At 67.7% G+C, this 12,803-nt stretch carries 12 protein-coding genes; 2 read left to right on the forward strand and 10 right to left on the reverse strand.

What is annotated here, in order from left to right; all coding sequences use genetic code 11:
• Window positions 1-7: 7 nt before the first annotated feature.
• From AC3ERS_RS25125 to AC3ERS_RS25160, 8 genes are all read right to left on the reverse strand, one after another.
• The gene (locus tag AC3ERS_RS25125; protein ID WP_431970539.1) at window positions 8-688 is read right to left on the reverse strand and encodes a TetR/AcrR family transcriptional regulator; all 681 of its coding nucleotides are present in this window, start codon (window positions 686-688) and stop codon (window positions 8-10) included.
• A 150-nt stretch (window positions 689-838) separates the two neighbouring features.
• Window positions 839-1,657: an SDR family oxidoreductase gene (locus tag AC3ERS_RS25130; RefSeq protein WP_431970540.1), complete on the reverse strand. Its 819-nt coding sequence runs from the start codon at window positions 1,655-1,657 to the stop codon at window positions 839-841.
• A 182-nt stretch (window positions 1,658-1,839) separates the two neighbouring features.
• Window positions 1,840-2,478: a TetR/AcrR family transcriptional regulator gene (locus AC3ERS_RS25135; protein ID WP_431970541.1), complete on the reverse strand. Its 639-nt coding sequence runs from the start codon at window positions 2,476-2,478 to the stop codon at window positions 1,840-1,842.
• A 114-nt stretch (window positions 2,479-2,592) separates the two neighbouring features.
• Window positions 2,593-3,486, reverse strand: coding sequence for an ABC transporter permease (locus AC3ERS_RS25140; RefSeq protein ID WP_431970542.1), 894 nt, complete (start codon window positions 3,484-3,486; stop codon window positions 2,593-2,595).
• The gene (locus AC3ERS_RS25145; protein ID WP_431970543.1) at window positions 3,483-4,409 is read right to left on the reverse strand and encodes an ABC transporter permease; all 927 of its coding nucleotides are present in this window, start codon (window positions 4,407-4,409) and stop codon (window positions 3,483-3,485) included. The genes AC3ERS_RS25140 and AC3ERS_RS25145 overlap by 4 nt, the downstream gene beginning before the upstream one ends.
• A 47-nt stretch (window positions 4,410-4,456) precedes the next feature.
• On the reverse strand, window positions 4,457-5,989 hold the full coding sequence (locus tag AC3ERS_RS25150; RefSeq protein WP_431970544.1) for an ABC transporter substrate-binding protein: 1,533 nt from the start codon (window positions 5,987-5,989) through the stop codon (window positions 4,457-4,459).
• Window positions 5,986-6,975: an oligopeptide/dipeptide ABC transporter ATP-binding protein gene (locus AC3ERS_RS25155; RefSeq protein WP_431970545.1), complete on the reverse strand. Its 990-nt coding sequence runs from the start codon at window positions 6,973-6,975 to the stop codon at window positions 5,986-5,988. Before AC3ERS_RS25155 ends, AC3ERS_RS25150 begins: the two co-directional genes overlap by 4 nt.
• Window positions 6,975-7,934, reverse strand: coding sequence for an ABC transporter ATP-binding protein (locus AC3ERS_RS25160; protein ID WP_431970546.1), 960 nt, complete (start codon window positions 7,932-7,934; stop codon window positions 6,975-6,977). Before AC3ERS_RS25160 ends, AC3ERS_RS25155 begins: the two co-directional genes overlap by 1 nt.
• A gap of 312 nt (window positions 7,935-8,246) precedes the next feature.
• Between AC3ERS_RS25160 and AC3ERS_RS25165 the strand changes: the two genes are divergently transcribed.
• Both AC3ERS_RS25165 and AC3ERS_RS25170 read left to right on the forward strand, forming a co-directional pair.
• The gene (locus AC3ERS_RS25165; RefSeq protein ID WP_431970547.1) at window positions 8,247-9,758 is read left to right on the forward strand and encodes an AMP-binding protein; all 1,512 of its coding nucleotides are present in this window, start codon (window positions 8,247-8,249) and stop codon (window positions 9,756-9,758) included.
• The gene (locus AC3ERS_RS25170; RefSeq protein ID WP_431970548.1) at window positions 9,755-10,714 is read left to right on the forward strand and encodes a phosphotriesterase family protein; all 960 of its coding nucleotides are present in this window, start codon (window positions 9,755-9,757) and stop codon (window positions 10,712-10,714) included. The genes AC3ERS_RS25165 and AC3ERS_RS25170 overlap by 4 nt, the downstream gene beginning before the upstream one ends.
• Window positions 10,715-10,738: 24 nt before the next feature.
• Here AC3ERS_RS25170 and AC3ERS_RS25175 read toward each other — a convergent pair whose 3' ends face one another.
• Window positions 10,739-11,971: an NAD(P)/FAD-dependent oxidoreductase gene (locus AC3ERS_RS25175; protein ID WP_431970549.1), complete on the reverse strand. Its 1,233-nt coding sequence runs from the start codon at window positions 11,969-11,971 to the stop codon at window positions 10,739-10,741.
• Between the two features lie 254 nt (window positions 11,972-12,225).
• Window positions 12,226-12,759, reverse strand: a complete 534-nt coding sequence (locus tag AC3ERS_RS25180; RefSeq protein WP_431970550.1) for a DUF4334 domain-containing protein — start codon at window positions 12,757-12,759, stop codon at window positions 12,226-12,228.
• Window positions 12,760-12,803: the final 44 nt, after the last annotated feature.

Consider the following 12,803-nt stretch of genomic DNA (forward strand, 5'->3'; position numbering starts at 1 on the left):
TCCGCGCTCAGGCCGCCGCAGGCCCGATACGCACCGCGTTCACCCACAGTCGCGTGGCGGTGCGCACCAACTCGTCGATGCTTGCCTCTTCACCGAGGACGAACGCGTAGTACGCCATTCGCCCCACCATGCCCGACAGCGCTCGGGCCGCTTGGTGCGGATCGAGCTCGGGATCGGCCAGCCCGCGCTCCTGCAGCTCCGCGATCGAGCGAGCGTTGCGCTCCCAGAAGGCGCGACTGCGCCGCCGACGGGCCTCGCGGAACTTCGGATCGATGGAGGCCACCTGATCGAGGATGGCCATCAGCTTCGCGTTGCGTTTGTACGTCTCGAAGTAGGCCCGATTGCTCGCCTCGATGACCGCCGCGGGTGACGCCTCGTCCGGATCGAGCCGGGGCATGCCAGGGTGCAGCATCTCGCCCTGGGCGAGGTCGAGCACCGCTTGCAGGACCTCCTCCTTGCCCGCGAAATAGGTGTAGAAGGAGCCCGTCGAGCACTTCGCTTCCGCGGCGATATCGGACAACCTGGCCTCGAGATAGCCGTCGCGTTCGAATACCGTCCGAGCCGCGGCGACCAGCGCCGCGCGCGTTCGCGCACCCCGCGCCGTGATCGGCAGCTCGCGCAGGACCGATGTGTCGGCAAGCGATGGGATGCCCTCCGCCGCGATGTCACCCCGCGTCGTTTTCGGCATCACTACCCCTCGCTCTCGCCTCTCGATTCGCCCTGCATCCAGGTCGAACGCTAATCGAACATGAGTTCATCATCAAGTTTCCCCGCGCACGCGGCCCGAACCCCCGCTCGCACCGAGGTTCAGGCCACGTTCACCGTTCGACGACGCGATTCACTCCGCCGTCTGCAACAGCGCGGCCTGGTAGCGGCGCATGCCACCCAGCCACCTGTCGTAGTCCGCCCCTTTGCCGCGGTACATCTGGAGCACCTCGGGATGCGGCAAGATCAGGAAACGCTCCTCGTCGACGGCGTCCAGTACCACCGTCGCGACCGCCTCCGGGCTCAACACCGCCCCGGCGGTGGTGACCGCCCTGGTCGCCGCCGCACCGAGCACGTCTCCCGACTCGGCTCCCGCGCGCAGCAGCTTCGTCTCGACGCCCATCGGGCACAGGCAGCTCACCCGAATTCCGTTGTCGCCGTAGGTGACCGACAACCACTCGGCGAACCCGACGGCCGCGTGCTTGGTGACCGCGTACGAGGCCGAACCGATCTGGGTCAGCAATCCCGCCGCGGAGGCGGTGCTGACGAAGTATCCCTCGCCCCGTTCGAGCCAGCCGGGGACCAGCAGCCGGGCGGCCCGCACGTGGGCGTTGACATTCACATCGATCGCGGTGTCCCAGCCCGCGTCGTCGCCGAGACCGACCGGTCCGCTGACGCCCGCGTTCGCGAAGTACAGGTCGACCGGACCGAACTCGTCCTCCGCGCGCGCGATCAACCCGCTGATCTGCGCCGCGTCGGACACGTCCGCCCCGACAGCCACCGCCGAGCCGGGGGCGTCTTCCGGAATGGACCGAACGAGAGACTCGGCCGCGTCGGCGTCCAGATCGGCGACCACCACTCGCGCACCCTCGTGCACCAAGAGCCGCGCGATCGCGCCGCCGATCCCGCCGCCGCCTCCAGTGACAATCGCGGTTCTTCCAGCGACCTTCACGAACATCTCCTTCCGAGATTCCCCTGGCGCGAGCGATCCCCCGGTCGGCCACGCCGGGCCGAGCATCCAACAAACTTGAATCCTACGTCAATTTCAAGTTTGGACAAGGGGGGCCGCCGATTGGGAAAAGAGCAGGCACACGGCCCGGCTATCCCAGGGAAACAGGGTTCGGAGAGTGCGAATCAGTCCGATTCGAGCTGCAGAGCGTTCACCCACAGCTGTGTGAGGGTGGTGACGAGTTTCTCGAACGGGATGCGATGACCCTGGACGAAGACCGTATAGGCCATCCGGCTGACCATCACCGACAAAGCGTGCGCGGTGATCATGGGATCGAGGTCCGCGCTGGCCCGGCCGGATTCCTGCAGCTCGCTGATCATCTTCGCGTTGCGTGCCGCGAAAGCCTTCCCTCGTTCGATGCGCAGCCTGCGGAAGTCCTCGTTGATCAAGGAGACCTCTTCGAACACGGCCATCAGGCGCGCGTTGCGCTTGTAGGAGCGCAGGTACTCCCGGTTGGCCGCCTCGATGAGGTCGCGCGGGTCGGTGACGCCGGTGCGCTCGCGAACGTGCGGGTGCAGCATCTCTTCCTGCACCTGCTCGACGACCGCCGCGAAGATCTCTTCCTTGCTGTCGAAATAGGTGTAGAACGACCCCGAGGCCGTCCCGGCGGCTTTCGAGATCTCGGAGATCTTGGCGTCGAGGTACCCGTCGCGCTCGAATACCTCCCGTGCCGCGGTGATCAACGCGGTGCGCGTCCGTTCGCCGCGCTTGGTGCGCGGGACGCCTTTCCGAGGCTCGGCCTCGCTCACAACGGGCTCGGACACCAACGCTGGCCACTCACTGTCGGTCGATGGGACGGTTGACGTGTTCACCGTATCACCGCCCCGGCAGCGTCGGACGCACCTCCGTCCTGCGCGCGAAGTGCGCCCGTACCAGGGCTATTCGGCTTCTCGCCGGGACTGTTCGGCCGCACGGGCCGAGCCGAGCTCGGAAAAGCGATCTCGAACTTCGTCGCCGATCCGATACGTGGCCATGACCGCGACCGCGATCAGCGCGCCCGGTGCGAGCACCTGATTCGGGGCGCCGAGTATGTGCTGGTAGGCGTTGTTCAAATCGCCGCCCCAGCTCGGCGTCGGCGGCTGGATGCCGAGGCCGATGAACGACAACGCGGCTTCGATGGCGAAGGCGAGTCCGGAGAACAGCGTGGCCTGCACTATCACCGGTCCCGCCGCGTTGGGCAGGACGTGCCGCAGCAGCGTGACGTGCGTCGGACAGCCGGCCAGCTGCGCGCCGAGCACGTACTCCGAACGCCTGATCTGCGCCACTCCCCCTGCGGTAAGCCGTGCGATGACGGGAGCGAACACGACGCCGACCGAGCACATGGCCGTCACCAGATCCGGTCCCAGCACACCGGTGATGGCCACAGCCAGCACCAGCGCCGGGAACGCCAGGAATGCATCCGCCGCGCGCAGCAACAACATTCGCAACCAGGCCGGACCGTATCCGGCGCCGAGCCCCCATGGCAGCCCGACCGCGAGCCCGACGCCGACCGCGATGGCCACCGCGACGAAGGAGGACCGTCCGCCCCAGATCAACCTGCTCAGCACATCCCGGCCGTAGCTGTCCGTCCCGAGCAGATGCGCACCGCTCGGGCCTGCGAACCTGTTCGTCAGATCTTGGTCGGTCGGGCTGTACGGCGTCACCAGCGGCGCCAGCACCGCGAGCACGATCAGGATGCCGAGAATCGCGAGGGCGAGCCAGAACCCGGTGCGGGACCGCCGCCGGGCGTCACCGGTCGAGCGAGTTCCGCCGGCCAGTGTCACGGTGCTCATGCGTTCGCCTCCGCTCGGAGCCGGGGATCGAGGAATCCGGTGGCCGCGTCGACCACCACGTTGATGCCGAGCACGATCACGACGTAGGTCAGCACGATGCCTTGCAGCATCGGATAGTCGCGGGTGTCGATGGCGGTGACCAGTGCGCCGCTCATGCCGGGCAGCACGAAGATCTGCTCGAGCACAACGGTGGCGCCGAGCAAGCCGATCGCGAGCAGCCCGTACACCGTCACGACGGTCGTCGACACGTTACGTAGCGCGTAACGCCACACGATCGTGCGCTCACGCAGTCCCATGGCCCGCGCGGCGCGCACGTATTCGCTGGACAGCGCGTCGATCATCGCGGCACGCACCTGACGCACCACGATCGCGCTCGCGCCCGCCGCCAGTGCCGCCGCGGGGAGGACCAGGTGGCGCAGATTCGCCACCGGGTCCTTGCCGAAAGGTACATAACCCAAGGCGGGAAACAACCCGAGGCCGACGGCGAACACGTCGATCAAGACGATGGCCAGGAAGAATTCCGGTATCGCGAGCCCGATTCCGGACGCCGCGCGAACGACCCCGTCGGACCGGCGGCCTGCCCGATACGCGGTCCAGACACCGAGCGGCACCGCGACCACGGCCGACAGCGCCAACGCGAGCCCGACGAGTTCCGCGCTGACCGGCAAGCGGTGCAGCACCTGATCGGTGACGGGCGCGTTGTTGACCAGGGAGGTCCCGAGGTCGCCTCGGATCACCCCGCTCAACCACCGGAGGTACTGCTCGGGCAGCGGTTTGTCGAGACCGAGCCGCTGCTCGATGACCGCGGGATCGACATCGGTGCTGCTCACTCCGATCAGCGCCTCGGCGGGCCCGCCCGGCACGAGATGGATCAGGCCGAAGGTCATCACCGTCGTCAGAAACGCGGTGAGCAGGATCGACACCGATCGCCCGAGTATCGGCCCGACCGGCCGACGAGGACGGATCCGCTTCATGACACGGCCAGGTACGCGAGTTCGGGCGATCCGCTGAGCGAGGGAACCACTCCCTGCACGCGCTGCGTGTAGGCGATCACCGCGGGACCGTGGTAGAGCGGGATGAATTCGGCTTGTTCGACGATGATCCGGTTGATCTTCTTGACGACCTCGAGCTGTTCGCCGTCGGTGTAGGTGTTGTTGAGCTGTGCGATGAGCTGGTCGAGTTGCGGATTCGGCGCGGCGTTCTGCCGGTAGTAGGAGGTCGGACCCAGCAGGGCGCTGTAGTTGAGCGGCGCCGACGCCTGCGAAGGCCATCCGACACTGAAGACGTCCGCGCCGTTGTGCGCTACGAACTGCGAAATAGCCTGCGGACCGGGAACGTTGGTGAATTCGACGTCGATGCCGACCGCTTTCCACTGCTCCGCGACCAGCAGTGCGTTGGTGGAGAACGGCGGCGCGGCGGCGGCGATGCCTCGCACGTGCACGCCGTTCGGGTAGCCGGCCTCGGCGAGCAACCGCCGCGCCTTGTCCGGATCGTAGGGCCAGGCGTTGTCGCTGGCGGAATCATGGAAGGTCGCCCCCGGCGGGTAGACCGACCAGGCGGGAGTGCCCGCGTCGCTGTTCAGCGCGGCCGTGGCGATGGCCTTGCGGTCCAACGCGTACTCCATCGCCAACCGTACCTTCGGGTTGTCGACCGGGTGGTTCTTGGTGTTGATCACCACCGCGGTGAAGCCGAGTTGCCGATGCCGTTCCACAGTGATGCCCGGCAGGCGCTCGAGCGCGGGCGCCGCGGATTCGCCGATCCCGAAGGCGAAATCCGCTGTCCCTGAGGTCAAGGCGTTCGTCAGTGCCGTGTCGCTGGTGATGATCGCGATATCAATGCCCGCCGCTCGCGGTGCGGGGTCGCTCACCGGCTGGTATCCGGCGAACCTCGTGAAGGAGTATTCGCTGTTGGGCACCGCGCGCGCGAGCTGGTAGGGCCCGGCGCCGACCGGATGGTTACCGAATTCGTCACCGTACTGTCGCAGCGCGGCGGGCGAGACGACGAAACCCAGACGGGTGCTGAGGTAGCCGGGCAGCCCAGAAGTCGGGCTGCTCAACTTGATCGATACGGTGTCCGCGCCCTGGACGTCGATGCTCTTGATCGACGGAACGGACACCAGACCGGTGCCGAGACAATGCTGCATGCTGGCCTTCACCGCTTCCGCGTCCACGGGTGTGCCGTCGTGGAAAGTCAGGCCCGATCGGAGTTTCATCGTGAAGGTGAGTTTGTCGGCTCCGGCGAACTCCCACGAGGTGGCGATCCCCGGTTGCGGTGCGAGAGTTTGCGGGTCGGTATCGATGAGCGGGGCGTACAGCAGCTTGAGATAGGTCAGGTCGTACCCCGAATTGCCCCGGCAGGGGTCGAACGAACTGGGCGTCTGCCGCGTGGCGACCTTGATGGTCGCGTTCGGGTCCGGCGCGGACGCGGAGGGGTCGGCGCCGCAGGCGCCGAGCACGAGAGTGAGTGCGGCCGCCGCCCCGGCGGCGATCAGTTTCCGGTTCATCGCGATTCTTCTTTCCGGTCCGCGGCGGGACCAAGCGCGGATTGCCACGCCTCGATGGCTTGCTGGCGAAAATGGCATGCTGCCGAATGGTTTTCGGTGTCGTCGGTCAGTGCGGGGGTGGTCGCGGCGCAGCGATCGGTGGCCAGTTGGCACCGCGTACGGAATCGGCAGCCCGACGGTGGGTTACGCCGATCGGGAATCTCGCCGCGCAGCAGCAGCCCGCGCCTGTCCTTGCGCACACGAGTCGGATGGGGCACGGCCGCGAGTAGTGCCTGGGTGTAGGGATGCCGTGGCGATTCGAGCACGGACGCGGTCGGTCCCAGCTCCACCAGCTTGCCCATGTACATGACGCCGACTCGATCGGCGATGCGCGCCACCGAACCCAGGTCGTGTGAGATGAACACGTAGGTCAGCCCGTGCTCGTCGCGCAGTTCGGCCAGCAGCGCGAGCACTTCGGACTGCAGGGACACGTCCAACGACGCGACCGGTTCGTCGCACAGGATCAACTCCGCGCGCGACGCCACCGCCCGGGCGATGGTCACGCGCTGCCGTTGACCGCCGGACAGCTGCGCGGGCTTGCGGTCGGCCAGCTCGTCGCCGAGGCCGACCCGGCGCAGCAGCTCGACCGCGGCCGGGCGCGCCGATCGCGGTATCCGCAACCGGCGCGGCGCCATCGGCTCGGCGACACACTGCCAGACCGCCATCCGGGGGTCGAGCGCCGACCGCGGATCTTGAAAGATCACATGGGATGTCCCCGCGGTGCGGTCGTGCGCGCCCGGGACGCGGTCGATCGATCCCGCGGCCGGCGTGACGAGTCCGGCGAGAGCGTGGGCCAGGGAGGTCTTTCCCGAGCCGGATTCGCCGATGACGGCGAACGTTTCGCCGCGGTACAGAGAAAAGCTCACGGTGTCGACCGCGCGCAACCGGTCGGCGCCGCCGCCGTAGTCGACGACCAGATCGCGGACGTTCATCAGGATCTCGGTCATCAGGCCGCCAACCCGGCCAGTTCGAGGTCGCCGGCGCGCAGGCAGCGCGTCGCCGACCGAGCGTCGCCGATCAGATCCGGATGTGTCGTCCGGCAGGCATCGATGGCGTACTGGCACCGGGTTCGATAGAAGCACCCGTTCCCGTCGCGCGTGGACTCGTGTGCCGGCCGCACGACCGTCGGCGCGGTCTCGCGACTCGATGCCTGGAGCAACGCCTGTGCGTAAGGGTGGGCCGGACGACGCAGCAACTCGTCGCGGACGGCGATATCGACGACTTCTCCCGAGTACATGGTCACGACGCGATCGCAGAGCTCGGTGATCACGCCGATGTCGTGGCTGATCAGCAGCACGGCCAAGTCCTCGTCCACGGTGAGCCCCCGGAGCAGCTCGAGGATCTGCGCCTGGATGGTGACGTCGAGTGCGGTCGTCGGTTCATCGGCGATCAGTAGTTTCGGTCTGCACGCCAATGCCATCGCGATCATGACCCGCTGGCACATGCCACCCGACAGTTCGTGGGGATAGGAGCGAATCAGGCGCCCCGAGTCGGCCAAGCCGACCTTTTCGAGCAGCTCCGCGGTCCGTGCGCCGATCTGGGCCGATGTCATCTTCTCGTGCGCCCGAAGCACATTCGCGATCTGACGTCCGACCGTCATGACCGGATTGAGCGACGACCGCGGCTCCTGGAAGATCATGCTGACTTCGCGTCCGCGCAGGGCGCGCAACCTGTCGGGCGTCGCCGTCAGGAGATCCTCGCCGCAGAAGTCGATGCGGCCCGTCACCCGGGCATCGGGCGGGTGTAGCCCGAGGACGCCGAGTCCCGTCAGCGTCTTCCCGCTGCCGCTCTCCCCCACGAGCCCGACGACTTCGCCAACGGCCACTTCGAACCCGACGTCGCGAAGCAGGCCGCCCACCGCGGGCAACGACAGCGACAGTTCTTCCACCCTCAGCAAGGCGGCCATATTCTTCTCCCGATCTTCCTGTCGGCCAGGATGTTCCGGCGGCGATCGATGTGCCGATCGTCACCGGGTCCGCGGGGCGGGATCAGCCGAGAGGACGGTTCGGTGTGACGATCAACACATCCGCTGGGCGGACTCTAATTGAATCTGGCGTCAAGTTCAATAGCGGTTTCACCGAAGTTTGGCGGGCGCGACAACCCACGCTTCGCCGAATCGACACGATTGAAGTTGACGCCGGATTCATATATCGTGCGACCGTACGTGACCCCCGTCACACGCCTGTCCCTGTCCGGTCTCAACCTGTCTGGATGTGCCATGACCAATGTCGCCGACCGTTTCTGGCAGCACGCCTCCGAGCGCCCCGACGCCATCGCGCTGCGCATCGGGGACGAGCGCATCACCTATCTCGACCTCGCACATCGCAGCGCCGCCTTCGGTGGCCTTCTCACCGATTCCGGTGTGGCAGCGGGCGACCGCGTGCTGCTCGTCGCGCCGACCGTCCCGGAGTTCGTCGTCGCCTACCTCGGGGCCCATCTCGTGGGGGCCGTCGCCATTCCGGTGAACACCATGGCCACCGCGCCCGAAATCGGCTATGTGCTGGACGATTCCGGCGCCCGCCTCGCCATCGCCTGGCACGCGGCGCAGGCCGCAGCGCGGCAGGCGGCGGCCGAGCGCGACATTCCGCTGCTCGTGCTCGAACCCGGCGCGTACACCGAGCCGACGCGGGTGGTCGCCGAACCGGTCCGGCGCAACCCCGACGACACCGCGATCCTGCTGTACACCTCGGGCACCACGGGCAAGCCGAAAGGCGTCGAGCTCACCGTCTCGAATCTGATCGAGACCGCGCGGATCTTCATCGGCCAGCTGCAGCTCACACCGGAGGAACGGTTCGGCACCGGATTGCCGCTGTTCCACGTATACGGCCAAGCGGTGTGCCTGATCACGGCGCTGCACGCGGGATGCTCGTTCTCGATGGTGTCACCGTTCCAGCCGCAGGCGATGATCGAGATGATCAGAGACCACCGCCTCACCGTGGTCTCCGGCGTGCCGACGATGTGGAACGCCATGCTGCACACCGCCGGTGACTACGGCCCGGACGACTTCGCCAGCCTGCGACTGGCCGCCTCCGGCGGGGCGTCGCTTCCCGCCGAGGTCATCCGCGCCTTCTCGGATCGGTTCGGCTGCACCATTCTGGAGGGTTACGGACTCACCGAATCCAGTGGCGCCGCGACCTACAACGCGCTGGATCGTGAGCGGCGGGTCGGATCGGTGGGGGTCGCGTTGCCGGGGACCTCGATCGAAGTTCGCGATCCGGAGGGCGACGTCCTGCCCGCGGACGCCGTCGGCGAGCTCTTCCTCCGCGGACCCAGCGTCATGAAGGGGTATTGGAACCGCCCCGATGCCACCGCCGCCGAACTGTCCGGAGGATGGCTGAAGACCGGCGACCTGGGACGCGTCGATGCCGACGGTTACGTCTATATCGTCGACCGCGCCAAGGACCTCATCATTCGCGGTGGATACAACGTCTATCCGCGGGAAGTCGAAGAGGTGCTCTACGAGCATCCGGACATCGTGGAAGTGGCGGTCATCGGCATTCCGGACGACCACTACGGCGAGGAGGTGGGTGCTGTCGTGGCCGCCGCGCCCGGGGCGCGTCTCGATCCGCAAGAGCTGCGGGCCTGGGCGAAGGAACGCCTGTCCGCCTACAAGGTCCCGCACCGCTTCGCCTTCGTCGACCAGCTGCCCAAGGGCGCCACCGGCAAGATCCTCAAACGCGCGCTCGACCCCACCGTGTTCACCGCCGCGACGGACAAGGTCGCCGGATGACACAAGTACCCACCGTGACCGGAACGATCGACTCGAGCGAGCTCGGCCGCGTGCTCGTCCACGAGCACGTCTTCGTGCTCGGCACGGAGTTCCAGCAGAACTACGGCGACTGGGACGAGGACGCGCGCATCGACGACGCCGTCCGCCAGTTGGAGGAGCTCCATTCGCTCGGCATCGACACCATCCTCGACCCGACGGTGCTCGGGCTCGGCCGCTACATTCCGCGCATCCAGCGGATCGCGGCCCGGACGCGATTGCAGATCGTCGTCGCCACGGGCGTGTACACGTACAACGACGTACCCTTCCAATTCCATTACAGCGGACCGGGTTTGACATTCGACCAACCGGAGCCGATGGTCGACCTGTTCGTCCGGGATCTGACGGAAGGCATCGCGGACACCGGCGTCCGCGCCGGATTCCTCAAGTGCGCCATCGAAGAACCCGGTCTGACTCCCGGCGTGGAACGGGTGATGCGCGCGGTAGGGCAGGCCGCGGTGCGCACCGGGGCTCCCGTGACCGTGCATACCAACCCGCACACCCGATCCGGTCTCGTTGCGCAACAGGTGCTCGCCGAGGAGGGCGTGGATCTGAGCCGCGTGGTGATCGGGCACTCCGGTGACTCCACCGATCTCGAGTACCTGTCCGAATTGGCCGACGCCGGTTCGTTGCTCGGCATGGACCGCTTCGGCGTCGATGTCCTGCTCCCCTTCGAGGACCGGGTGAACACGATCGCGGCGCTGGTGCGCCGCGGCTACCGCGACAAGATCGCCATCGCGCACGACGCGGCCTGCTTCATCGACTGGTTCCCGCACGAGGCCAAGACCCAGATGGCACCCAAGTGGAACTACCGCCACATCAGCGAGGACGTCATCCCCGCGCTGCTGGCGAAGGGACTCACCGACGACGACATCGACGCGATCCTGGTCCGCAATCCGCGTCGCTACTTCGAGAAATGAGTCCTCGGGTACCGGATGCCTGCGTCAGCGGAACCGGTCGGCGCGAAACGGTGTGAGCACCGGCGGACAGGCGCCGTCGAGGATGTAGCCGGTCAGCGCTTCGGCGGCGGGCGAGGCCAGGGTCATGCCGAGCATGGACAGTCCCGTGAGGAGGTAGGTGTCGGGGTGGCCGGGCAGGCGGTCGATGATCGGCAGCCCGTCGGGTGTCAACGGTCGCCGCCCGCTCCAAAGGCGCTGCCGATCGGTCCAATCGATGCCGTCGAGCATGACCGCCGCGTTGCGCGCGATCGGCGCCAGACGCTCGGCGCTCAGCCGCGCCGAAGCGCCGAAGTCCATGCCCGATGCGATGCGCAGGCGGCCACCGATCGGCGAACACGCGATGTGCGCGTCGAGCAGCAGGATGGACCGCCGCACCGCGGTGGCGACGGGAACATCGAAGCTGTAGCCGCGCCCGCCGATCAGCGGGAATCGCTTGCCGATCAGCGCGGTGCTCGCACCGGTCGCGACGATCACCACATCGGCGTAGCGGCGGCCGTCGCGCATCTCGACTCCGGCCCGTGGGCCGGGCTCGGCCAACCCGGCGACGAGGCTGTCTTCCTCGATGCGCACTCCCTGTGTTCGCAGGTAGGCGGCCAGCGCGGTGAGGAAGGCGCCCGGGTCGATCTGCACGTGATCGCGCAGTTCCACGCCGGAGCGCACCTGCGCCGACAGCGCGGGTTCCAGCGCGCGCAGCGCGTGGGCGTCCAATACGGTCCGGGATATCGCGAATCCGGCGGTGCGGAACGGTTCGAGGGTGTGGGTGAACGCCTCGACGGTGCGGATATCGCGCGCCACGGCCAGCAAACCGGCGTCGCTGCGGGTGAATTCGACGCCGTCGGCGGCGAGCTGATCCAGCAGCGGGAAACAGCGGGTGCCGAGCTCGGCCAACGCCAGGGTGCCGTCACGGTAGCGGCGGGCGGTGGAGTGCCGCGCGAAAGACACCAGCCATGGCATGAGGCGCGGGTAGTCCCGCAACGCGACATGAGTGGCCGAATCGGCAGAGCGTATGTGCCGCAACCCATCCCGCAGCAGTCCTGGTTCGGGCAGCGGTCCGGTCTGGACGGGGTCGACCCAACCGGCGTTGCCGTGTGAAGCACCGGCGCCGACGTGCTCGGCTTCCACGACGGTGACGTCGACGCCGCGCCGCGCCAGGTGATAGGCGGCGCTGAGCCCGGCGATCCCGGCGCCAACGACCAGTGCGGTGCGCGGCGTGTTCACGCGCGCTCCGGTTCCCCGGCGGCGCGCCCGCCACGCGATCGGTGGCCGTCCGGCGAGAGGTCGAGAGGCAAGGGCTTTCCTTCCAATAGACCGGACAGCAGGGTGCGATCAGCGGTACAGCGGTCGGCTTCCAGCATCATCGCACCGGCGCGGACCGGACCTGGTCGAACATGCCGGGCAGATCGCGATCGCCGAAGCCCGCATCCATCGCCGGCCGAACGTTGCGATGGTGATTTCTCGAGCCGAACGCCCGGTCAGTCTCGGGACAGGATGAAGAAGTACGGCTCCGGGCGGTCGCGGAAGTCCATGAGGCCCAGTACGGTGTCGTCGTCGACGCGCCGGAAGACGTCGATGATCGGGAGATGGTCGTAGATCATTGCCGCCGTCACGACGCCTCGATGCTCGATTTCACGCAAGCGCGCCCGGTACTTCCTGGTGCGCACCGCGGGCTTCACGGCGCCGAGCAGCCTCCGGCCTCGGCCGACGACCGAAGCGGACACCCGGTGGGCGACGCCGAGCGGCACCAGCTTCGGGTCGACGGCGAAGATCTCGCCGGAAGCATCGACGAACAGGAGCGGGTGGACGCGCTCGACGCCGTCGAATTGCTTGCCGTACCACCCCGACGCTTCCAGGAGGCCGTCCATGCGGTGGCCCGTCGCCAGTTCCCTGCCGTGCCATCGGCCGGTGAGGTCGGTGGCACGCACCGGGGGAAGTCCGTCGAACAGCGCCAATGCCGCCTCTCGGGTGCACGCGGGTTCGAAGGCGGCGAGTTGGTCGGTGGTTGTCATGTGCTCTCACGCTAGAAGGCCGGACGTGTCCATGCCATGAGGTC

It is taken from the genome of Nocardia sp. bgisy134 (assembly GCF_057708325.1).

Coding starts and splice junctions, on each gene's coding strand:
- AC3ERS_RS25170 (WP_431970548.1), top strand. CDS start 9,755: ATGACACAAGTACCCACCGTGACCGGAACGATCGACTCGAGCGAGCTC.
- AC3ERS_RS25150 (WP_431970544.1), bottom strand. CDS start 5,989: ATGAACCGGAAACTGATCGCCGCCGGGGCGGCGGCCGCACTCACTCTC.
- AC3ERS_RS25180 (WP_431970550.1), bottom strand. CDS start 12,759: ATGACAACCACCGACCAACTCGCCGCCTTCGAACCCGCGTGCACCCGA.
- AC3ERS_RS25160 (WP_431970546.1), bottom strand. CDS start 7,934: ATGGCCGCCTTGCTGAGGGTGGAAGAACTGTCGCTGTCGTTGCCCGCG.
- AC3ERS_RS25140 (WP_431970542.1), bottom strand. CDS start 3,486: ATGAGCACCGTGACACTGGCCGGCGGAACTCGCTCGACCGGTGACGCC.
- AC3ERS_RS25125 (WP_431970539.1), bottom strand. CDS start 688: ATGCCGAAAACGACGCGGGGTGACATCGCGGCGGAGGGCATCCCATCG.
- AC3ERS_RS25165 (WP_431970547.1), top strand. CDS start 8,247: ATGACCAATGTCGCCGACCGTTTCTGGCAGCACGCCTCCGAGCGCCCC.
- AC3ERS_RS25155 (WP_431970545.1), bottom strand. CDS start 6,975: ATGACCGAGATCCTGATGAACGTCCGCGATCTGGTCGTCGACTACGGC.